The 21,193-nt window shown below is 38.4% G+C and carries 22 protein-coding genes; 7 read left to right on the forward strand and 15 right to left on the reverse strand.

Annotated features, from left to right (window positions below):
• Positions 1–46: 46 nt before the first annotated feature.
• From V7161_RS09835 to V7161_RS09850, 4 genes are all read right to left on the reverse strand, one after another.
• Positions 47–958 (reverse strand): phosphate ABC transporter substrate-binding protein, encoded by a 912-nt coding sequence (locus tag V7161_RS09835; protein WP_335444634.1) that lies wholly within the window; start codon positions 956–958, stop codon positions 47–49.
• A gap of 193 nt (positions 959–1,151) precedes the next feature.
• Positions 1,152–3,206 (reverse strand): peptidoglycan D,D-transpeptidase FtsI family protein, encoded by a 2,055-nt coding sequence (locus V7161_RS09840; protein WP_335444683.1) that lies wholly within the window; start codon positions 3,204–3,206, stop codon positions 1,152–1,154.
• Positions 3,207–3,396: 190 nt separating this feature from the next.
• A complete protein-coding gene (locus V7161_RS09845) occupies positions 3,397–4,614 on the reverse strand; it encodes an MFS transporter (protein WP_335444637.1) in 1,218 nt (405 codons plus the stop codon).
• A 115-nt stretch (positions 4,615–4,729) separates the two neighbouring features.
• A complete protein-coding gene (locus V7161_RS09850) occupies positions 4,730–5,338 on the reverse strand; it encodes a superoxide dismutase (RefSeq protein WP_223591361.1) in 609 nt (202 codons plus the stop codon).
• A gap of 346 nt (positions 5,339–5,684) precedes the next feature.
• Between V7161_RS09850 and V7161_RS09855 the strand changes: the two genes are divergently transcribed.
• The 4 genes from V7161_RS09855 to ispG all read left to right on the forward strand — a co-directional run bounded on the left by V7161_RS09855 (position 5,685) and on the right by ispG (position 9,178).
• A complete protein-coding gene (locus V7161_RS09855) occupies positions 5,685–6,380 on the forward strand; it encodes a Crp/Fnr family transcriptional regulator (RefSeq protein WP_335444640.1) in 696 nt (231 codons plus the stop codon).
• A gap of 103 nt (positions 6,381–6,483) precedes the next feature.
• The gene (locus tag V7161_RS09860; protein ID WP_335444643.1) at positions 6,484–7,251 is read left to right on the forward strand and encodes a DUF1189 domain-containing protein; all 768 of its coding nucleotides are present in this window, start codon (positions 6,484–6,486) and stop codon (positions 7,249–7,251) included.
• A 374-nt stretch (positions 7,252–7,625) separates the two neighbouring features.
• Positions 7,626–7,958 carry a hypothetical protein gene (locus V7161_RS09865; RefSeq protein ID WP_335444646.1) on the forward strand — a complete coding sequence of 111 codons (333 nt, stop codon included), beginning with the start codon at positions 7,626–7,628 and terminating at the stop codon, positions 7,956–7,958.
• 119 nt (positions 7,959–8,077) lie between these two features.
• Entirely contained in the window at positions 8,078–9,178 is a 1,101-nt protein-coding gene (gene ispG / locus V7161_RS09870; protein WP_223591652.1) for a flavodoxin-dependent (E)-4-hydroxy-3-methylbut-2-enyl-diphosphate synthase, read from the forward strand.
• Positions 9,179–9,238: 60 nt separating this feature from the next.
• Here ispG and V7161_RS09875 read toward each other — a convergent pair whose 3' ends face one another.
• Complete coding sequence (locus tag V7161_RS09875) at positions 9,239–9,676, reverse strand: DUF308 domain-containing protein (RefSeq protein ID WP_335444648.1); 438 nt, start codon at positions 9,674–9,676, stop codon at positions 9,239–9,241.
• 196 nt (positions 9,677–9,872) lie between these two features.
• Between V7161_RS09875 and V7161_RS09880 the strand changes: the two genes are divergently transcribed.
• A complete protein-coding gene (locus tag V7161_RS09880; protein ID WP_335444651.1) occupies positions 9,873–10,478 on the forward strand; it encodes a hypothetical protein in 606 nt (201 codons plus the stop codon).
• A 36-nt stretch (positions 10,479–10,514) separates the two neighbouring features.
• On the opposite strand, the gene V7161_RS09885 is transcribed toward V7161_RS09880, so the two are convergent.
• Genes V7161_RS09885 through V7161_RS09895 form a run of 3 tightly spaced genes read right to left on the reverse strand, consistent with a single transcriptional unit; the run spans position 10,515 to position 12,557 of the window.
• Positions 10,515–10,928 (reverse strand): Fur family transcriptional regulator, encoded by a 414-nt coding sequence (locus V7161_RS09885; RefSeq protein WP_223591354.1) that lies wholly within the window; start codon positions 10,926–10,928, stop codon positions 10,515–10,517.
• Positions 10,918–11,787 carry a metal ABC transporter permease gene (locus V7161_RS09890; RefSeq protein WP_335444653.1) on the reverse strand — a complete coding sequence of 290 codons (870 nt, stop codon included), beginning with the start codon at positions 11,785–11,787 and terminating at the stop codon, positions 10,918–10,920. Before V7161_RS09890 ends, V7161_RS09885 begins: the two co-directional genes overlap by 11 nt.
• On the reverse strand, positions 11,784–12,557 hold the full coding sequence (locus V7161_RS09895) for a metal ABC transporter ATP-binding protein (protein ID WP_223591351.1): 774 nt from the start codon (positions 12,555–12,557) through the stop codon (positions 11,784–11,786). Before V7161_RS09895 ends, V7161_RS09890 begins: the two co-directional genes overlap by 4 nt.
• Positions 12,558–12,695: 138 nt before the next feature.
• Between V7161_RS09895 and V7161_RS09900 the strand changes: the two genes are divergently transcribed.
• Positions 12,696–12,950 (forward strand): DUF2624 domain-containing protein, encoded by a 255-nt coding sequence (locus V7161_RS09900; protein ID WP_223591350.1) that lies wholly within the window; start codon positions 12,696–12,698, stop codon positions 12,948–12,950.
• A 35-nt stretch (positions 12,951–12,985) separates the two neighbouring features.
• Here the strand turns inward: V7161_RS09900 and V7161_RS09905 are convergent, their stop codons facing one another.
• Positions 12,986–13,879 carry a deoxyribonuclease IV gene (locus V7161_RS09905; RefSeq protein ID WP_335444656.1) on the reverse strand — a complete coding sequence of 298 codons (894 nt, stop codon included), beginning with the start codon at positions 13,877–13,879 and terminating at the stop codon, positions 12,986–12,988.
• A gap of 22 nt (positions 13,880–13,901) precedes the next feature.
• Complete coding sequence (locus V7161_RS09910) at positions 13,902–15,218, reverse strand: DEAD/DEAH box helicase (protein ID WP_335444659.1); 1,317 nt, start codon at positions 15,216–15,218, stop codon at positions 13,902–13,904.
• 266 nt (positions 15,219–15,484) lie between these two features.
• Between V7161_RS09910 and vrrA the strand changes: the two genes are divergently transcribed.
• Positions 15,485–16,141, forward strand: a complete 657-nt coding sequence (gene vrrA / locus V7161_RS09915) for a VrrA/YqfQ family protein (RefSeq protein ID WP_335444660.1) — start codon at positions 15,485–15,487, stop codon at positions 16,139–16,141.
• Positions 16,142–16,197: 56 nt separating this feature from the next.
• Here the strand turns inward: vrrA and V7161_RS09920 are convergent, their stop codons facing one another.
• From V7161_RS09920 to V7161_RS09940, 5 genes are all read right to left on the reverse strand, one after another.
• Positions 16,198–17,136: a 4-hydroxy-3-methylbut-2-enyl diphosphate reductase gene (locus V7161_RS09920; protein ID WP_335444662.1), complete on the reverse strand. Its 939-nt coding sequence runs from the start codon at positions 17,134–17,136 to the stop codon at positions 16,198–16,200.
• A gap of 170 nt (positions 17,137–17,306) precedes the next feature.
• The gene (locus V7161_RS09925) at positions 17,307–18,422 is read right to left on the reverse strand and encodes a Nif3-like dinuclear metal center hexameric protein (protein WP_335444665.1); all 1,116 of its coding nucleotides are present in this window, start codon (positions 18,420–18,422) and stop codon (positions 17,307–17,309) included.
• Entirely contained in the window at positions 18,400–19,128 is a 729-nt protein-coding gene (locus tag V7161_RS09930; protein ID WP_335444668.1) for a tRNA (adenine(22)-N(1))-methyltransferase, read from the reverse strand. Before V7161_RS09930 ends, V7161_RS09925 begins: the two co-directional genes overlap by 23 nt.
• An 89-nt stretch (positions 19,129–19,217) precedes the next feature.
• Positions 19,218–19,586 carry a cytochrome c550 gene (gene cccA / locus V7161_RS09935; RefSeq protein ID WP_335444671.1) on the reverse strand — a complete coding sequence of 123 codons (369 nt, stop codon included), beginning with the start codon at positions 19,584–19,586 and terminating at the stop codon, positions 19,218–19,220.
• A gap of 195 nt (positions 19,587–19,781) precedes the next feature.
• On the reverse strand, positions 19,782–20,921 hold the full coding sequence (locus V7161_RS09940; RefSeq protein WP_335444675.1) for an acyl-CoA dehydrogenase: 1,140 nt from the start codon (positions 20,919–20,921) through the stop codon (positions 19,782–19,784).
• Between the last annotated feature and the right edge of the window lie 272 nt (positions 20,922–21,193).

Genomic DNA, 21,193 nt, shown 5'->3' on the forward strand with positions numbered 1-21,193 from the left:
AGGGTAAATGCCATGCGCACTTACCCTAATGTAATTGTCCATCTAATTAGATGTCTTTTTGATTTCCTTTTGCATCACGTTCTACTTTCATTTTCGTAACTGGAAGATAACCTTGATCTTTTAATAAATTGTTTTGAATATCATCTGACATCATATAATCAAGGAACTCTTTAGTAAGGCCTGTTGCCTCACCCTTTGTATAAGAGTGTTCATAAGCCCAAACTGGGAATTTACCAGATTGTAGATTTTCATCAGTCGGTTCTATACCATCGATTGAAAGTGGAGTTACAGAATCATCAGTGAAATATGAGAATGCAAGGTAACCAATGGCACCGTCAGTTTCGTTAATAATCTTTTTAACTGTGTTTGAAGAATCTTCTGTGATTCCTTCAGCAGGAGTTGCGCCATCAAGTGCGAACTTGTTAAAAACTGCACGAGTTCCAGAAGAGTCAGGACGGTTTACTAGAACGATCTTTTGGTCTTTACCGCCAAGTTCTTTCCAGTTGGTGATTTTTCCAGTGAAAACTTTAATTAAATCTTCTTTTTTAATATCCTTAATACCTACTTTAGGGTTAACGGCTGCAGTCATACCGACAACTGCTACTTTATGATCCACAAGTTGATCAGCCGGAATACCTTCTTTTTCTTCAGCGAATACGTCTGAGTTCCCAATTTGAACAGATCCTTCAGCAACCTGTGATAAGCCTGTACCGGATCCGCCCGCATTAACTTGGATATCAACCTTAGGATTTTCCGCCATAAACTCTTCAGCCGCTGCTGCCACTAATGGCTGCATTGCAGATGATCCTGAGATGACTAATGAGCCGGTTAATTCTTTATTTTCTTTTCCAGAAGCACCTTCTGCAGTATCTTTAGAAGCTCCGCCGCCACATGCAGCAGTTATTACCATTAATGCCGATAAGGTCATACCAAGGCCAAATTTTTTCAAATTTTTCATTTCCTTATTTCCCCCTATGAATGTTGGTTTGTTCAAGTTGCTTCTTTTTGTTCTGTCTTACATGTATAAGAATACTTCCTGACTGTTAACTTGGTTTTAATCTAATGTAAAGGTTGTGTAAATCAATGTTGAGATTATGTAAATTTATAATCAAAAAACACCTGTCTCTGACGGAGACAGGTGTTAATATATATTATTGACTATTTTGATTAGTATCAGTGGTTTCAGTAGCTTGCCCAGTTTTCTTTAAGTTAAAATAGGCATCCAATACTCTACGGCCAATTATGTTATTGATGCTTGGGCCAGAATTCCCTTGATAGGCCCAGGGAACCAATACGGCAATAGCCACTTCAGGATTATCTGACGGGGCAAAGCTGACAAGACTTAAATTCATGACAGGTGTTCCCCATTTGCTTCTATCCTTCCCGTAATAAAAGGCCTGTGCTGTTCCCGTTTTTCCGGCTGGGTGATACGGGGCACTTTTAAAGTAACTGACTGCCGTACCATCGCCAACCTGCATAACCATTCGAAAACCTTCTTGAACTCGCTTGATCCATTGATCCTTCATATCAATATGATTTAATACTTTGGGCTGGATGTCTTCGATAATTGGACCCAATTCATTATTTTCCATAACGGGTTCACGAATTTGTTTGACGATATGCGGCTGTATTCTATTTCCCCCGTTCGCAATAGTGGACACATACTGGGCAAGCTGTAATGGTGTATACATATCATATTGTCCGATTGCTAAGTCCATTAATAAACCAGGCTTTTTTTCTGTGCCAGTTACCCCTGGAGTTTCACCAGGGAGGTCAATTCCTGTTCTTGAACCAAGGCCAAATTGGCTAAAGGATCTGCGCATCGTTTCAAAGGCAGTATAATCTAAATCGATCGGTTGATTGTACTTATAATGCCCTCCTGCAATGGCAATGGCCGTTTTGAACATATAGACGTTTGATGAAACTTGAAGTGCTCTTAAATCATTGATGGCACCAAAGGTTTTCCAGGATTTTTTAACCTGTGTACCCTTTATTTTTAATGGTTCATCCACCTGAATGCTTCCAGGTTTAATCGCACCAGTTTTATATCCCGTTAGTATTGTTGCACCTTTGACAGCCGATCCAACATTATAGGAGGAGGTAAAGTTCCCTAGGGCATAATCCTGCATCTCCGTTTTACCGGTTTTTTTATTTTTTCCGATTTGTTTTCCCGCCATTGTTAAGATTTCACCGGTATGTGGATCCATGACGACCACAAAGGCTCGATCTAATAAGCCGGTATTCGGTTTTTGCTTGGCACTCCACATTTCTTCTTCAATAATTTTTTCAGTTTGAAGCTGGAGATCCATATTGACAGTTAGAACAAGGTCCTTTCCTCGTTTCCCTTCGGAAACCACTTCTGTTGATAATATATTGCCGGACTTATCTGTAACGTTTTTTATTTTTGCTTTTTGACCATGGAGAACATCTTCGTATTTCTTTTCGAGATAACTTGTCCCTACGCGGTCGTTCCGGCTATAATCGCGGGCAAGATATTTATCTAAAAGCTCTTTCGGCAAGCCTGACTGGGAGGAAGAAACATCCCCTAGGATTGATTTCAACGTATCCTCAAAAGCATACTTGCGATCCCAGTCGGTGGTCGTATCAACACCTGGGAGGCTCTCCAGGTTTTCGCTGACTATCGCAAATTCCTCCGGTGTTACATCTTTATTCTTCACGATATGCGGAGTCAAGGCATAACCGCTATTAAATTGTCTATAGATGGCCAGGGTTTCAAGTTCTTCGCCTTTAATACTATTGATTTCATCATCGGTTACTCGGTCAAGCTGCTTATTATAAATTTGTTTATCGTCTAATTTTTTTTCTTTAAATAAATCCCATTCTTTTTTAGTTATTTTTGCTTTGGCTTCTTTTGGGTGCTTTAATATCCAATAGTCCTTCTTATCGCGGATCGGAACTTTTGAAGTATCCATGGTTATTAATTTTGCTAATTTCCCCGCAGTATCAATCATTTCCTTTTGAGTTGATTTCTGAGTTTTAGTATAAGTAATCGCATTTAATGGGGTATTATCCACAATAACTTTTCCATTCCGGTCAAACATTTTTCCTCGTGGTACCGGGTTATTAACAGTTACATCTTCGGTCCGCTGAATTTCACGTTTAAAATCATCACCAAAGACTATTTGTAATTCTCCAAGACGGAGAATTAGAACGGAGAAAAGCAGAAACACAACAAAGAATAACATGTTCAATCGGAACGGGACATGCGTCTTCTTTTTCTTTTTATTGTTCAAGGTCTACACACACTTCCTTTTTTCAACGCTAACATAACTTTCTCTATTTTATTAGATAATGCTCCTTTTTTCTATGAATAACCCTTACCAATTTTTTATCCTCTACAAAAATGCGATGAGTATTGTAAAAATACTCATCGCACTAAGCAACTGGCAGATGTACTCTTTTAATGAAAAAATAAATCAATGTATGACCTGCACCCAATAACAATAACAAAATTGGAATGCTTCTTTCCGCGTTAAACCAAGTCACCGCCGCTAAAAATGCTAAAATAGAAACGATTCTTCCTAAATTCAAGAAAATTTCTCTAACAACAATATATTCAATTCTCATTTCTGCCGCTTTCCAACCTATTCCAATTACATCATAGGTCGTTGACATATATGGGACAAGTAATAAGGGATAAGCAATGGCAATCATTCCCGCATAAACAAGCAATTTTGCATAACTTAAGTCCCAGACAATAAGTATGACAGCCGCATAAAGAATGATTCCGCCAATCAAAATTGCCTTTTTTCGGTAGCTTTTTTTAATCATTCGGGAGGCTAAAAAATAGGCAATAAAAGATATCCCTGAATTTAGCAGACCAAAGGTCCCTAGGGCCATTTCACTTCCGGTTGATAAATAAACAAAGACTGAAATAACAAATAAAAACGTCCCTTCTCTTAGTCCCTGAAAAAAGTGGGCATTCGTAATGAGACGCCAATTATCATTCAATTTTCTTTCCTCTAAAATCCTTTTAAAACAGTATCTCCCTTTAGCCGGACGTGGTTTCAGGGAAAAACTCATTAAGACTGCCAGAGCAAATAAACCTAAAGATAATCCAAATACGATCGTATAGCCTGTGAATTTCTCAAATCGGGTGATAATAATGCCCGAAGCAATGGGACCAATCATTCCACCTATGGATGATAAAATCCCTAAAAATCCATTAAAAAAATCTCTTGTCTCAGGCTCAGTAATCTCAAAGGTTAACACATTATAGGCCAGCCAATAAAAGCCATAGCCTACCCCCAAAAGACTTCCTAATAAAAGCAAAAATGTGGCAGCTTTTGTTCCTGTTATTAAAACCATTAAGTAGAAAAGGGACAAAAAGATAACCCCAATTCTTAAAACAATCACCCGATCAATTTTTTTAGCCCATCTTCCCGCCAGAATAAACGTTAAAGGCTGCAATACGACAATCGAGAGGTTATAAAGGGCAATATCCGAATACTTTCCCGTTTGTTTCCAGAGATAAATATTCACAAACGTATTGGATAAAGCAACACTTAATGAGTACAAACCGCCAATAATCAGCAAAAGTGATAAATCCTTAGTTAATTCTACATCACCTAAAAGCTTAAATCTTTTTGCCATAAAAAAACTCCCCTTTATCTTAAGGGTAGTCTTTAACAAGGCGGTTGTTATTATTCAATTTTTTAGGCAAACAAAAAGACAGCTATGTAAGCTGCCTTCTTTAAATTGACTCAAATTATTTTGCTTCGTTATAACGCTTTGCTACTTCGTCCCAGTTTACTACATTCCAGAAGGAACCGATATAGTCAGGGCGCTTGTTTTGATATTTTAGGTAGTACGCATGCTCCCAAACATCAAGGCCAAGGATTGGTGTTTTACCTTCCATTAAAGGAGAATCTTGGTTTGGAGTGCTTGATACTTCTAATTCGCCATTTGATACAGACAACCATGCCCAGCCAGAGCCAAAGCGAGTTGTTGCAGCTTTTGCAAACTCTTCTTTGAAGCTTTCGAAGCTGCCAAATTTATTGCTGATTGCATCAGCTAGTTCACCAGTTGGTGCACCGCCGCCATTTGGAGAAAGGATTTGCCAGAATAAAGAGTGATTTGCATGGCCGCCGCCATTGTTGCGTACTGCTGTACGAGCAGCTTCAGGAACAGCATCTAAATTTGCAATTACTTCTTCAACTGATTTAGAAAGTAATTCTTCATTACCTTGTAATGCTGCATTTAGATTTGTCACATATGTGTTGTGATGTCTAGTGTGATGAATATTCATTGTTTCCTTGTCAATGTGTGGCTCAAGTGCATCTTCTGCATAAGGTAATTTTGGTAATTCAAATGCCATGATAAATTCCTCCTATGTATCCATGATATTATTGGCTTTATCCATATTTAGAATATTTCTAAAGCTTTGTTCTTAACATACCAAAGTTGTGGCGTCGTTTCAAATAAAATGCTTACATTTCACCATATATACAATGCTCATTTGAGCAACTTTTTATACTGAGTCTAAAAGAAAAACATTCATAAATCAAACTTTCGAAAAGTTTTCATAATTAGCTAAACAGCATGCTGTCAACGATTTTTATCATATCCGACCTTAGTCACTTGAAATCCATATAATTGCTTCATTGACATGTTACTAATAAAGGATTTTAATCAGGTTGAAGGGTAAAAAGGAGTGACAAATTATGCAAAATAACAGCTTATCTATATATAGTTTAATGGTGCAGTTTTTTCAAAAAAGGGAACCAGTTCAAAAAATAAAAGCCGGCACAATTCTTTTTCAAGAAAAGGATCCGGTAGAAAATGTCTTTTTATTGCTGAAAGGAAGCTTTGCGCTTGGAAGGGTCCATTTACGAGGGAAGGATTTTATTTTGAAGATTTTAAGCGAACGAGAGTTAATTGTTGAGTATCAACTATTTAAAGCTAATCCCCGCTATCAATTTTACGCTAAGGCGTTGACAGACTGCGAGGTCCTTGCCTTCAAAAAAGATCTTTTCGAAGATTTTATTTTAACGGATTCCGAGGCTATGAATGCTTTTGCCGCTTGGCTAAGTACTGGATATTTAAAGGCACAAATGAAGTGCCAGGATTTAATTATGAACGGGAAAAAGGGTGGGTTGTATTCCATCCTTATCCGTCTTTGTAATTCTTATGGTGTAATGACTGAAAAGGGAATCCTGATTGATTTGCCATTAACCCATCAAGAATTGGCGAATTTAACCTTTGGAACAAGAGAGGTCATTCAAAGGGCTTTAAAAGAATTGCGTGAAAAGGGAATCATCACATATGAAAATCAAAAGCTTACCATAAATAATATCCATTATTTAAAAGAAGGTGTTGACTGTCAAAATTGTTCCTATGAGATTTGTGGAATAAATTAATTATGCAGTCTTGAAATTCTAAAGGACCCCTAATAGGTCATTCTTGTATATAAGGTTTACAAAAGCTACAATAGAATGGTGAATCTATATTAAGGTGGTCATTATGAATATTTTTAAGCAATTTATAAAAAGCATTTATTCTCCTAAGGATATTGCTTTATTTCGTTTTCAAGGAATTGGAAAAACCATATTATATGTCTTTTTCCTTACACTTATCTCCGTTTTACCGTCAATAATTTATTTGAGTACAGCACTCTCTACAGGAATAGATTCGGCTCGGTCTATCATTAAAGATGAATTTCCTGCCTTTTCTATTAATAATGGACAATTATCTGCACAAACAAAAGTACCTGTCACAATTAATAAAGAAGATTTTACAGTTATTCTAGATCCAACAGGAACGATTGAAGCAGCAGATGTAGAAGAGGAAGGAAATGCGTTTGCGTTATTAAAAGATGAATTTGTTTTTTCGTCTGCGGGGCAGAGTGAATCCTATCAATACACGATGTTAAAGAAAATGTCTAAAGACGACCTGCTTAATTTTATTGATACAATCCGCGGATTGAAAGCTATAATCATTCCTGTACTGTCGGTCTTTATGTATTTGTTTTCAAGTGCCTCAAGTTTCATTGAAGTATCAATATTAGCATTTATTGGATTAGCATTAAAGAATCTCGCTGGAAGGAAGTTAACCTATCGTCATCTATGGAGGATGGCTGCCTATAGCGAAACATTACCAACCTTATTTTTTACTGTTATGGCGGCAATAAAAACAACTGTACCAAATAGCTTTTTTATAAATTGGTTTGTAGCAATTATCGTATTATTTTTAGCCATTAATGAAATACCAAAACCTAAAAAGGCCAATTAAAACAGGATATGATGCTCAGGCTATCGAAAAACTTTCGATAGCCTTTTAATTCGTCCATTATCGTTAATATTACGCCGCGTTAATTTGTTAATAGGATTGAATATGGGCTTTAAATTGGTCTGTTGATTTGCGCTCCAGGACCTCCCCGCGGAAAGCGAGTGCCCGGAGTGGAAATCAACAGGCCAGGTAGCAGTGACAATCAATTTTAAAAAAATTCGATAATCTAAATTCAGACAAAATAAAAACCGCCGAGAAAACTACCCTTTCTCGACAATTTGGTTATCCAAATCGGATGCTTTTTTTCTATAAAGAAGTTCTAATTATTTGTGGACAAGCATACCAATGTACAAACTTTCCATTTGGGGGCTTGTCCGATGAAAAAATTATTTGGATTCCTGTTGACCGTACTTGTTATTTATGTCATTTATTTTGATTTAACCGTCGGAACACTGACCACCCCCTCACCTGCAAAGCAGGTAGATGCAAAAGTGGAGACCGTTATGAAGAAGCAAACGGGACTTCCATCCTTTGAGGCAAAAGTTAAACCTGGTGAAACCGTCATTTCAATTGTAGAGCATAGATTAGAAAAACCTCTTCCAGTATCGATTACAGATTTAATAGAAGACTTTAAGAAATTAAACCAAGGCCGCAATCCGGAAAAAATTCAAATTGGATCTACATATCATTTTCCTGATTACTCAAAATAATGAAGATACCACCCTTATCCTTGTCAAAAATAGAAGTAGACTGATAAAATAAAGTCGAATTGTTTTTATCGTTTTTTATTGGAATCCCATTTTAAAGGAGCGAATTCCACGTGAGTGAAATTATACATCGTACAAAAACCCGGCCTGTAAAGGTTGGAAATTTAACCATCGGGGGTAATAACGAATTAATTATCCAAAGTATGACGACAACAAAAACCCACGATGTTGAAGCTACAGTTGCCGAGATTAAACGGCTTGAAGAGGCTGGCTGTCAGATTGTCCGAGTTGCTTGTCCTGATGAACGTGCGGCAAATGCCATTGCTGAAATCAAAAAAAGAATCAATATCCCTCTTGTGGTCGATATCCATTTTGATTATAAATTAGCCTTAAAAGCCATTGAAGGCGGCGCGGATAAAATCAGAATCAACCCGGGTAACATCGGAAAGCGTGAAAAAGTGGAAGCTGTCGTAAAAGCAGCTAAAGAGCGCGGAATTCCAATCCGGATTGGAGTCAACGCTGGTTCCCTGGAGAAAAAGATATTAGAAAAATACGGATATCCAACAGCAGATGGAATGGTTGAGAGCGCCCTCCATCATATTAAAATTCTTGAGGATTTGGATTTCCACGATATTATTGTTTCGATGAAGGCATCAGATGTAAATCTTGCGATTGAAGCCTATGAAAAAGCGGCCCGTGCCTTCGATTATCCATTGCATTTAGGAATTACCGAATCTGGGACGCTTTTTTCAGGGACAGTAAAAAGTGCTGCTGGTTTAGGAGCGATTATCAGCAAGGGAATCGGCAACACACTTCGGATTTCCCTAAGCGCAGATCCAGTTGAAGAGGTAAAAGTTGCACGGGAGCTTTTGAAGGTGTTTGGCCTTTCCTCCAATGCTGCAACATTAATTTCCTGTCCAACCTGCGGAAGAATTGAAATTGATCTTATTAGCATCGCGAATGAAGTTGAAGAATATATCCAGAAAATTAAAGCTCCGATAAAAGTTTCCGTTCTGGGCTGTGCCGTTAACGGGCCTGGAGAAGCTCGTGAGGCGGACATTGGTATTGCCGGGGCACGCGGTGAAGGATTACTATTCCGCAAAGGTGAAATTGTAAGGAAGGTTCCAGAAGCTCAAATGGTCGAAGAATTGAAAAAAGAAATCGACCAAGTGGCAGAAGAGTACTTTCAGAAAAAAGCAGCTGAAGAAGCCGCCGCAAAATAACATATGGAAAACCCGGCAGGTATCCCGCCGGGTTTCTTTTTGCCCCTATGCAGCTATATGTTAAAAGAACGGGAGAATAAAGATACCGATAATAATCGATACGGCCCCAATCCCAATTGCCCAGGCACCGAGTCCTTGTGCACCTCTGCGCCTAGCAACGAAACCTAACACAATTCCTGCAGCACCAAAAAGAATAGGTAATACAAACAGAGATAAAATGGATAGTGCTAAAGCTACTGTGCCAATCCCGGCACCACCCTCTGCTCTTTCTCTAACAGCTCCATGGTCCTTTCCGCGTATAACTGGTACAGGGGCCGCAATTTCTGCAGCAGTTTCTTCCCTATAATCAGAATGTCTAATCGGGACAGATGCACCAATTTCTGGAGCAATTTCTGAAGCTGTTTCTTCTCTAAATTCTGAAGGGTAATTTGGGATATCCTGTCCTATATTAGCACTTTGAAGAGCTTCTTGCACTTTCGTGTCTCTCTCATCTGCCATTCGAATCCCTCACTTTCAGTAATAGGAGCACTATTATTGTTTACCTTAAGCCTCTTTTTACTATGTCAATGTTTGTCTTAAATAGGTTTTTATTTCAAATCCCGAAAAATATTACATAAAATTATTTACTTTATAAAACACGCTTCTTTGGTAAAATAGAATGAGATAAGCAAATGCAATTTGAAGGTGAGCACAAATGAGAAAACGTTTTGGAATTGATATCGACGGTACGGTTACGTGCCCAACTTCAATTTTACCTTTTATCAACAAAGCTTTTGGACTAAACATTGCGTATGAGGATGTTAATCAATATGAATTGACCCCGTTTGTAAATGTTTCTGAAAAAGAATTTGCCAAATGGTTTCACGAAAATGAACCGATCATCTATGAAGGTTCACCGATGGCTCAAGGAGCAAAAAGCGTCCTAAAAAAATGGGAAAATCAGCATGAATTGTTTTTTATCAGTGCCCGAGGCCAGCATCTCTATGATGTAACAGAAAAGTGGTTTACCGCTAATGAACTGCTTTACCACCATATTGAATTGATTGGAACCCATAATAAAATTGAAGCCGTGAAAAAGCATCAAATCGATATCTTTTTTGAAGATAAACACGATAATGCTGTTACCATTCACGAGGAGTGTCACATTCCCGTCATATTATTTGATACCCCTTATAACCAAGATCCAATCCCTAAAGGGGTCATTCGCGTTTATGATTGGGCAGAGGCCTATGATTGGGTGGAGCATTGGTTGAGACAGCAGCAAAAGGACAATCGTAATTTGGTGAGCTCCCTCATTTAAAAAAACAGCTTGCGGCAAAGGCCGCAAGCTGTTTTTTTAGTTTACACATTCAGGGCATCTTCCATAGATTTCAAATTTGTGCCCGGAAATATCATATCCTTTTAAATTTTCACTCAATCCATCCATCGGGCAGGTTTCAATTTCCTTCGTTTTTCCACAGTCCAGACAAATAAAATGATGATGATGATGATGTCTCGAACATGTAAAGCGAAAATGCTTTTCCCCTGATAATTCAGTCATCTCTAATATTCCCATGTTAACAAACAGAGAGAGGTTTCGATAAATCGTATCAAAACTTAGGCCTGGATAATCATCTTTCAATTGATCTAAAACATCCTTAGCCGTTAAATACTTGTCGCTGTCAGCAAATAATTGAAGCATATCTTCTCTTTTCCCTGTTTGTTTAAAGCCGTTTTCTTTTAGGTATTGGATAGCTTCATTAACGTTCACTGGACTCTACCTCCGAAAGCACATGCTTTTTAATGATTAATTTCTTATAAAAGATAGCGATTATTAGTATTAGAACCGCAAGCATTACGATCGTTCCGCCAGGGGCCAAATCTAAATAATATGCTGTAAAAAGTCCTCCAAGGACAGAAATTTCACCAAATAAAACTGACAAAAAAATCGTTTGTTTAAAGCCTTTGGCAAGGCGAATACTTGCCGCAACCGGAAGTGTCATTAACGATGAAACTAACAAAATCCCAACAATTCTCATCGATGCTGCAATTACCAATGCCACCATTACAATGAAAATGAAATGAATGCTCTTTGCGGCAATACCAGAAGCTTTCGCATGTTCTTCGTCAAACGATAATAAAAACAATTCTTTATATAATAAAATAATAACGGTGATTACAAGGATGCTAATGATAAAAATGACGAGTAAATCCGTCCGGCTTACTGCAGATACACTACCAAATAAATAACTGAATAAATCGGTATTGAACCCATTCGCCAATGAAATAAATATGACCCCAAGCCCTATTCCGCTTGAAAGAATAATGGGAATGGCAAGCTCTTGATAATGCTTATAAACACCTCTAAGCTTTTCAATAAACAAGGAGCCGCCTACTGAGAATACCATCCCTAAATAAAGTGGATTTAAACCAGTTAACGCTGCAACATTTCGTTCAAGCAAAAGACTTGCCGCAATACCTGCAAGCGTCACATGGCTTAGCGCATCCGCAATTAACGATAACCTTCTAACGACAATAAATACACCTAATAACGGCGCAAGAATTCCAATTAAGATTCCGGTTAAAAAGGCATTTTGTAAAAATTCATAATGAAAAATTCCTTGAATCATTTTAAAACGCCTCCGTGATCATGATTATGGGCAATCAGATGGACATCATGACCATAAACTTTAGACATATCTTCTTTTTTTAGCTGCTCGAATTCGCTAGTTTCCCCATGAAAATGCATATTTTTATTTAAGCAGGCAACATGCGTTACCTTGTCTGAAATCGTTCCAATATCATGGGTAACCAAAAGAAGGGTGATTCCTCGATTCTTATTTAAATCATCAAGCATTTGATAAAAAGCATTAACATTTTCAGCATCGACTCCGACCGTTGGCTCATCCAGGATCAACAGCTTGGGTTCACTGACAAGGGCACGTGCGATAAAAACTCGCTGTTGCTGCCCTCCAGAAAGTTCACCAATATTCCGGTTATGAAAATTCTTCATTCCAACGGCATCCAATGCATCTAAAACAATACGTGAATGCTCTTTTTTAAAAAACTTAAACATCCCAAGCTTTTTTGTCAGGCCGCTTGCGACAACCTCAAATACGGTCGCAGGAAACCCCGTATTGAAAGAATTAGCCTTTTGTGAGACATAGCCGATTTGCTGCCAAGCTTTAAATTTGCTTATTTCCTGGCCAAATAAAAAAATCTCCCCTTTTTGCGGTTTTAACAATCCTAAAATTAATTTCAGGAGGGTTGATTTCCCAGAGCCATTTGGACCGACTATGGCTAAAAAAGACCCGTCTGGAATGGATAGGTTAATATTCTCAAGGACAGTATCCTTTTCATAACGATAGAATAAATGTTTAATTTCAATAATTGATTGCATATCTGCACTCTCACCTTTTAATTATCAGAATCATTCCGATTTAACTTAAAAAAGTATACAATAGTGTTTTCAGATTGTAAAGCATGTTGTCACACTCTTGCCGCATCTTCATACATTAGCAGGGAGGAGTGGTGAGGAATGAAAATTTTTGAAAACATCATTAATCATAAAATAAATACGATTACTGCAGATGAATTATTAAAATATGCAGATCAATTTAATATTGTAATTAATCGGCAGCAGGCAGGAAAAATTGCCGCATACTTAAGAGGAAAAAATATCAATATATTTGATAATGTACAGCGGGCTCAGATCGTTAGAGAAATCGCAAAAGTGGCTGGGCCTGAAACAGCACGCGAGGTCAATAAATTATTTATGTCATTTACAAAATAAGCTGTGCACTCTGCACAGCTTATTTTACATTAAGATTATGATTGCATGATTTTATCCAATAGGTCTTCATCGAACTTTTGCTCACGGAGCATGGCGATTTCGAATTTGTATGGTGCTTTTTTATTATTTTTATCTTCACCGACAAATGGTGTTTCTAAGATTTTGGGAATATCCATCAGCTGCGGATGATTAACAATATAATTGAGTGCATTAAAGCCAATATGACCGAACCCGATATTTTCGTGGCGGTCCTTCCGCATTCCTACAGCATTCTTGCTATCGTTAATATGAAGTACCTTTAATTTTCCAATCCCAATAATCTTGTCAAACTCATTTAAAACACCATCAAAATCTTCAACAATATTGTAACCGGCATCATGAGTGTGGCATGTATCGAAACAAACGGATAGTTTATCACTATAGTTAACCCCATCCATAATCATCGCGATTTCCTCGAAGGATTTCCCACATTCAGAACCCTTTCCAGCCATGGTTTCCAAGGCAATTTGAAGCTGTTCCTGCCCAGTCAGAACCTCATTCAAACCCTCAATGATTTTTTTAATTCCTGCTTCTGTCCCGGCACCGACATGGGCACCCGGGTGAAGCACGATTTGTTTCGCTCCAAGCGCTTCAGTTCGTTCAATTTCCGAACGAAGGAAGCGGACGCCTAATTCAAAGGTATCCGGGTTTTCTGTATTACCAATATTGATGATATAGGGAGCATGGACCACTATTTCTGAAATCCCATTTGCCTCCATATGCCTTCTTCCCGCTTCAATATTCAAATCCTCAATTTTTTTCCGTCTTGTATTTTGTGGTGCCCCCGTATAAATCATAAACGTATTGGCCCCGTAAGAAACAGCTTCTTGGCTTGCAGCAAGCAACATATCTTTTCCGCTCATCGAGACATGTGATCCGATTTTTAACATTGCTTTCCTCTCCATTTCTTCATTATTTCTTTTTCTGATTTAATCTTCGCTGCCGTTTTTTGATTTTATCCATTTCCCATTGCATTTTCTTTTTATAGCCTGGTTTTACTTTTTGAGGCTTTTTAACGATGGATTTCGCAAGTTTGTCGGCCTTATCTTCATGCCTTACCCGAGTCTTCCGTTTATTCCGTTCATCCGCTTCCACAAATCCTTCTTTTTTCAAATCGACATACTTAAACTGAATACCCATTTTTTCTAACCGATTTAAAGCATCTTCATCAGATAATTCATAAATGGTCAAAGCAATTCCTGTATTTCCTGCCCTTGCCGTTCTGCCGACACGATGTATATAAAAATCTAAATCTGAAGGCAATTCATAATTTATTACATGGCTTATCCCTTCGATGTCAATTCCTCTTGAGGCAAGATCGGTTGCTACGATATATTGATACTCCAAATCCTGAATTTGCTTCATCATTTTTTTTCGTTCACGCGGATTTAAATCTCCGTGAACCCGGCCAACTTTTAAGCCTTTTTCATTTAAAAACCTGGCAACATCTTCCGCCATTTTTTTTGTATTCGTAAAGACAATTGCTAAATAAGGATTGTAGGCAAGCAGAGCGTCAAGAACCAGCTGCTTTTTATTGCGATGTCTTGACGGTAATAAATAGTGCTCTAAATTTTCCGCTGCCTTTTGTTTTGCTTCAATTTGAATGGTTTTCGGATTTTCCATATATTTTTTAAGGAAGGGCTTTAACTTTTCTGGAATGGTAGCTGAAAATACTAGCATTTGCAGGTTTTCAGGCATCCTGGCCGCCACACGATCTATATCTTCGATAAATCCCATATCTAACATCATATCTGCCTCATCCACAACGAGAATTCCCGCTGTATGAACAAATAGGGCTTGATCTGCAATGAGGTCATTGATTCTGCCTGGCGTCCCTACAACAATATGCGGTTGTACCTTTAATTTTTCGATGGTGCGCTGCTTGTCCGTTCCGCCAATATAACATCTTGTCATGATGGCTTGCTCCGGATTACAATGTTCGGTGATTTTCAGGATTTGATGATAGATTTGCGATGCCAGTTCCCTAGTCGGTGCTGTAATAACTGCCTGGACCTCCTGCCGCTGCGGGTTGATTTTTTCGAGGATTGGCAGCACAAAAGCAAGTGTCTTTCCAGTACCAGTCTGTGATTGTCCAATAGCACTCTCTTCTTTTAATACCAATGGAATCATTCGTTCTTGGATTTCTGTCGGCTCATAAAATCCAAAATGATTAATGGCTTCTATTATAAACGGTTGAAACTTAAAACGATCAAAACGATTTTCTTTCATGTAATTGCTCCTTAATATAAAAATAATCTAATGACTATGGAGTAGTTTTCTATGTTTAGCAAGAGCTTCCACTTTAATATCCATCATGCAATTATATTAAAGATTCCTGCAAAACACCAGTATCTTTCCTATTAGTATCATTTTTTACCTATTGGGAACTTTTAAACAACTAAATTTGTTTTTGTCCTGTGTATTCTACCTAAACCAATTTATGATAAATGCATACCTTAATTCATAAGGGTCAAATCAGAAAGGAGGCTAAAAATATGCAGCCAAGACCAAGATTCCCCATGCAGGGAGGAATGGGTCCGCAAATGATGCAAGGCCAGTTCGGCGGCGGTGGTCCAATGATGGGGGCAGGTTCTAACCCCTTTGGAGGGAGAGTTCCGATGATGGGAGCATCTGCAAATCCTTTTGGAGGAAGAAATCCCATGATGGGTGGAGCACAAATGAATAGGGGCGGTGGCGGCCTACTTTCGAGACTTCTCGGAAGAGGAAATCAAGCAAGCGGATTAATGGGAATGCAAGGAGCTGGACGTGCAGCTTCAGGGGGCGGCGGTGGCTTACTCCAATCATTAAGTAACCCTGGTGGGCTTACAAACATTCTTAACAATACACAGCAGGTTTTGAAAACAGCACAAACCATTGGTCCAATGGTCCAACAATATGGGCCATTGGTAAAAAATCTGCCTGCCATGTGGAAACTGTATAGAGGACTAAAAAGTGCTTCGAAAAGCACGGATGAATCAACGGAAAATAAGGATAAAACCACTGAAGCAGCAATGGAAGAATCATCAAGCAATGAGTCAAGTGAACTGGAAACTCCTAAGCCGAATACGACACGAAAAAAGAATCCACAGCCAAAAACGAATAGCAATAGGCAGCAGCAAAAAGGAACCTCTGTTCCCAAAATGTATATATAAAAAAAAGCACACAAGATTTCAATTTCTGAAATCCCGTGTGCTTTTTCTTATGAATTTTATTTTTTCACCTTAGGTAAAATTTTGTTTAATGGTACATTCCTGCGTCGTTCCCATGTAGCTGGGTTATTTGGATCAAATTGTTCAAGGAAGGTGATGACTTCCTTTGTAATCGGGGTTGGAGTCGAGGCCCCGGAGGTTACGGCGACGTTTTTAGCATCTTTAATCCATTCAATTTCCAGTTCCGTGATATCAGCGATACGGTATGCTTTAGTTCCTGCAATTTCTTCAGAAACCTGTGCGAGCCGGTTCGAATTATTACTTTTCGGATCACCGACCACAATCGTTACATCTGCCTCAGTTGCCTGTTTTGCTACAGCTTCTTGACGCACTTGAGTGGCAAGACAGATTTCTTTATAAGCCTCAGCATGCGGAAATTTTTCCTGAACCTTCTTCATCGTATCCGCAACATCCCATTGGCTCATCGTTGTTTGATTCGTCACAATTAGTTTCTCACTGTCAAGATTCAATGCATCCACATCGCTTGGAGATTCAACGAGATGGACTTGACCCGGTGCTACGCCAACAGCGCCTTCCGGTTCTGGATGCCCTTTTTTACCAATATAAATGACTTGGTAGCCTTGTTTTGTTTTTTCTTCAATCAAGTCATGAGTTTTTGTAACATCTGGGCACGTTGCATCAATTGTGACAAGCCCTTTCTGTTTAGCTATCTCTCTCACCTCTGGAGAAATTCCATGTGCTGTAAAAATAACGGTCCCTTTATCTACTTTATCTAAAATATCTTTTCGGTTTTTCCCGTCAAGCGTTATAATACCTTCTTCTTCAAACGCATCCGTAACGTGCTTATTATGAACAATCATTCCCAAAATGTAGATTGGGCGAGGTAATGTTTTATCTAAAGCGGCATTTCTCGCTATAACCATTGCATCAACAACACCGTAGCAGTAACCGCGTGGTGATATTTTAATTATTTGCATATAAAAAAGTCCCCCTAAAAGACTATGATTCATAAACTATGTATTTATTATATAAAACTAATAGATATAATACAAAGATACATTTTTCCTGTGCAGCATTTTAAAGTGGCTTCAGCTGCATTAAAAATGTCCTTCATCAGGCAGATAAAGGACATCTTGGTTAGTGGAATTTAGATAAATTGAAAAGGGTCTGTGTTTTCTTCTGAAGGGAAAATTTCAACTTCATAGCCTGCCTCATGACATAGTTTCTGTAATGTAGCAGTCAGCCCCTTTTTCATAATTTTTTCGACATTATGGCCAGGGTCGATCATGTTTAAGCCTTGCATCATTGCATCATGTGCCGTATGGTAATAGATGTCTCCTGTTACGTACACATCTGCCCCTTTGAATTTTGCATGACTAAAATATTTGTTTCCATCCCCGCCTAGAACTGCCACTTTTTTTACTTTCGAGCTTAAATCACCAACCACACGAACTCTTTCAACCTCTAGCGCCGATTTAACCCGTTCTGCAAACTCAGCTAAAGTCATCTCAACAACTTTCCCGATTCTTCCAAGACCGAGGACTTCACCTTTATTTTCCAATGGATAAACATCATAGGCAACCTCTTCATATGGATGTGCTTTAATCATGGCCGTGATCGTCTTCTTTAACAGTGGTTCAGGAACAATCGTCTCTATTCGAACTTCATCAACAGCTTCAAGCTGACCAGTTTGCCCGATATAAGGGTTGGTGTTTACCCCAGGCATAAATCGTCCTGTTCCGTCTGCAGAAAAAGAGCAATGGCTATAACTCCCGATATTTCCTGCTCCAGCTACGCCTAGTACCTCTCTAATGGTATCAGCATGACTTACTGGAACAAACACAACTAACTTCTTAAGCTGAGTATCCTGGGTAGGAACTAACACTTCAGCTTCCTGCAGCCCTAAAGCTGATGCCAGTAAATCATTGACGCCCCCTTTTGCCACATCCAAATTCGTATGTGCAGCATAAACGGCTATATCATGCTTTATTAATTTTTCAATCATCCGTCCTTGAACTGTGTCTGTATTGATATTTTTCAGCGGGCGAAAAATGGGGGGATGATGGGCGATAATTAATTGGGCATTTTTTTCAATCGCCTCATCAATGACATTTTCGAGTACATCAAGGGCAATCATAACTCGTTCAATCTTTTTATTTAATCGGCCGATTTGCAAACCTATCTTATCGCCTTCCATCGCCAGGCCTTTCGGTGAAAATTGTTCGAAAAGCTGAATTAGTTCATGACCGTTTGGCATTTTCATCCTTCAAAACCTCCTCAACCAATTTTATTTTATTTAACAGCTCCTCTTTTTTTTCTATTGTATCTTGTGTTTGAGCAGCATTTTCCAGCTGATTGTATATTCTTAACCAATTATTCCTTTCTGCTGTCCATTTCTTCTTGAAGGCTTCGTTTTTATTTTGGAGAAGAAAAGGTCCAACTAATAATCCTATTTCTAACTCTGAAGAATACGTTCTTAATGGGTCTCCCTTTTCAGCAACAAGCACCTCATAAATCTTCCCATCTTCCTCCATTATTTCTTCCGCAATCAACTGCCAATTATTTTCTAAAAACCACTTTCGGATTGTATTGGCACTGATATTCGGCTGTAATACCAGACGCTTAACGGAGCTGAGTTTGTCCTTTCCGCTTTCTAAAATACTTGTGATTAAGGCGCCTCCCATTCCAGCGATCGTAATGCACTCAACTTCTCCGGGACGGATTACTTCTAAGCCATTCCCCATCCTGACAGAGATAACATCGGTGAGACCTTCAGACCTCACATTATTTTTAGCGGAATTATAGGGTCCCTCCACAACTTCACCGGCAATCGCAAATCGAACACCTTGGTTTTTAGCTAAAAAGCAAGGCAAATAGGCATGATCCGAACCAATATCAGCCATGCTGACTCCATTAGGTACATATTTAGCAACCGCTGCTAAACGAGCTGATAATTTATCTGTATTCAAAAATACCACCACTTTTTATATGTATGTATTTCATTTAGTATATAAAAAAGTCCTTTACAGTTGCAAAGGACTTTTTATATGTTGCTTGATTACTTAATCTTTGATACCCAATCTGCCATTGCAGCAGCTTGCTCTTCTGGAACTAGGCCTGGCGGCATGCTTCCCTTACCTTTTGTAATGAAAGTCTTGATTTCATCCTTTGAATATTTGCTGCCAACACCTTTTAATGGTGGCCCTACAACCCCTTGATACTGGTCGCCATGGCATCCTATACATGTTTGTTTATAAATGTCTTCTGGATTGGAGGCAGCCACTTCCGTTTTCTCATTTCCGCCGCCTTCGCCCTTATCCTTTGCGACCTCTTTCATATCACCAAGGCCTTTGAAAGACAATAGAAACATTAGTCCGATACCAAAAACCATGATGATGATAAAAGGAATAACCGGATTTTTCTTCAAGATAATAACCTCCCTTATGTACGAATACCTTGTAAATAATAAAATGTCTACAAACAACTATTATTTTACTTGAAAATGAACAGAAGGAAAAGCCCTAAACTTATTTTATCACTATAATCTTTGTAAAAAAGAGAAAAGAGACTAAAAACAATTCAATCTTCTGTTCAGTCTCTTTTATATTCCCCTATTTATTTGTTAACAACCAATTAATCTTGAAATAACCATCCTTTGAACTTCAGAGGTTCCTTCCCCAATTTCAAGCAGTTTGGCATCACGCATCATTCGTTCAACTTGATACTCCTTCATATAGCCATACCCGCCATGAATTTGTACTGCCTGATTCGTTACCTCCATACAAATTTCAGAAGCATATAATTTACACATTGCTGCTTCTTTAGAAAAAGGTCTACCTTGATCCTTTAACCATGCCGCTTTGTGAACCATATTTCGCGCTAGCTCAATTTTCATGGCCATATCTGCCAATTTAAATTGAATCGCCTGGAAAGAAGAAATGGATTTTCCGAATTGTTTTCTTTCCTTAGCATATGCAAGCCCCTTCTCAAAAGCCCCCTGAGCTATCCCTACAGCCATGGCACCAATACCAATCCTGCCGCCATCAAGAGTAATTAAAAATTGCTTAAAACCTTCTCCGCGTTTCCCCAAAAGGTTTTCGACAGGGACCCTTACATCCTCTAGAACAAGTTCCGTTGTATTTGATGCATTTAAACCCATTTTTTCATAGTTATCAATTACTGAAAAACCCGGTGCATTCGTTGGAACAATGATCGCGCTTATCTCTTTTTTTCCATCAGATTCACCCGTGATTGCCGTTAAAGCTAAATGGTTTGCATAGCTTGCATTGGTAATAAAGCACTTATTGCCGTTAATGATAAATTCACCATTATCCTCTTTAGCTGAAGTTCTAGTGCCTCCTGCATCTGAGCCAGCGTTCGGTTCAGTGAGACCAAAAGCACCGAATGACTCGCCTGTACAAATGGGGGTCAAATATTTTTGTTTTTGCTCTTCAGTTCCAAATAAGTATAGCGGTGCCCCTCCTAAGGAAATGTGCGCAGAATAGGTAATACCAGTTGAAGCACATACCCGGCTTAACTCCTCCGTAACAATGGCAAAGCTAACAGTGTCGGCCCCGCCTCCGCCATATTTTTCAGGGAAAGGAAGTCCCATAATCCCCATATCAGCCAATTTTTTAAATATCTCTTCAGGAAATTGTTTTGTTCGATCTCGCTCTATCGCACCAGGTGCTACTTCCTCATCAGCAAACTGGCGAATCATCCGTTTTATCATTTCTTGTTCAGATGTTAAATCGAAATTCATGTCCATCCCCCTAAAACAACTTTGTAATCGCTTTCTTTATTATTATACGGGGATTCATTTAAATTTCTCAACATTTAAAAATTTTTAAAAATATTATATTATCCGAATATAATGTAGCAAAAATGCTGAAGTTTATAAAAATTGGGAGTTATTTGTACTATTTTCATTATAAAAACAAAATTAATCTTATTCCCACAAAATAAAATGAAATTTTTCCAAATACCAATTTATAGATGGCTATTTGCAAAATGAGAGACAATTCAGTAAAATAA

Origin of the sequence: Neobacillus drentensis (genome assembly GCF_036965425.1) — a bacterium.
Classification (GTDB): Bacteria; Bacillota; Bacilli; order Bacillales; family Cytobacillaceae; genus Neobacillus; species Neobacillus drentensis_F.

Bases quoted from the DNA above. Each gene is read 5' to 3' on its own strand.
- V7161_RS09905 (WP_335444656.1), bottom strand. From the start codon at position 13,879: ATGTTAAAAATCGGATCACATGTCTCGATGAGCGGAAAAGATATGTTG.
- V7161_RS09880 (WP_335444651.1), top strand. From the start codon at position 9,873: ATGAGAAAACGTTTTGGAATTGATATCGACGGTACGGTTACGTGCCCA.
- V7161_RS09835 (WP_335444634.1), bottom strand. From the start codon at position 958: ATGAAAAATTTGAAAAAATTTGGCCTTGGTATGACCTTATCGGCATTA.
- V7161_RS09895 (WP_223591351.1), bottom strand. From the start codon at position 12,557: ATGCAATCAATTATTGAAATTAAACATTTATTCTATCGTTATGAAAAG.
- V7161_RS09865 (WP_335444646.1), top strand. From the start codon at position 7,626: ATGAAAAAATTATTTGGATTCCTGTTGACCGTACTTGTTATTTATGTC.
- V7161_RS09875 (WP_335444648.1), bottom strand. From the start codon at position 9,676: ATGGCAGATGAGAGAGACACGAAAGTGCAAGAAGCTCTTCAAAGTGCT.
- V7161_RS09920 (WP_335444662.1), bottom strand. From the start codon at position 17,136: ATGCAAATAATTAAAATATCACCACGCGGTTACTGCTACGGTGTTGTT.
- V7161_RS09855 (WP_335444640.1), top strand. From the start codon at position 5,685: ATGCAAAATAACAGCTTATCTATATATAGTTTAATGGTGCAGTTTTTT.
- V7161_RS09850 (WP_223591361.1), bottom strand. From the start codon at position 5,338: ATGGCATTTGAATTACCAAAATTACCTTATGCAGAAGATGCACTTGAG.
- V7161_RS09860 (WP_335444643.1), top strand. From the start codon at position 6,484: ATGAATATTTTTAAGCAATTTATAAAAAGCATTTATTCTCCTAAGGAT.
- V7161_RS09900 (WP_223591350.1), top strand. From the start codon at position 12,696: ATGAAAATTTTTGAAAACATCATTAATCATAAAATAAATACGATTACT.
- V7161_RS09845 (WP_335444637.1), bottom strand. From the start codon at position 4,614: ATGGCAAAAAGATTTAAGCTTTTAGGTGATGTAGAATTAACTAAGGAT.
- V7161_RS09840 (WP_335444683.1), bottom strand. From the start codon at position 3,206: ATGTTATTCTTTGTTGTGTTTCTGCTTTTCTCCGTTCTAATTCTCCGT.
- V7161_RS09890 (WP_335444653.1), bottom strand. From the start codon at position 11,787: ATGATTCAAGGAATTTTTCATTATGAATTTTTACAAAATGCCTTTTTA.
- V7161_RS09910 (WP_335444659.1), bottom strand. From the start codon at position 15,218: ATGAAAGAAAATCGTTTTGATCGTTTTAAGTTTCAACCGTTTATAATA.
- V7161_RS09940 (WP_335444675.1), bottom strand. From the start codon at position 20,921: ATGAATTTCGATTTAACATCTGAACAAGAAATGATAAAACGGATGATT.
- V7161_RS09925 (WP_335444665.1), bottom strand. From the start codon at position 18,422: ATGAAAATGCCAAACGGTCATGAACTAATTCAGCTTTTCGAACAATTT.
- vrrA (WP_335444660.1), top strand. From the start codon at position 15,485: ATGCAGCCAAGACCAAGATTCCCCATGCAGGGAGGAATGGGTCCGCAA.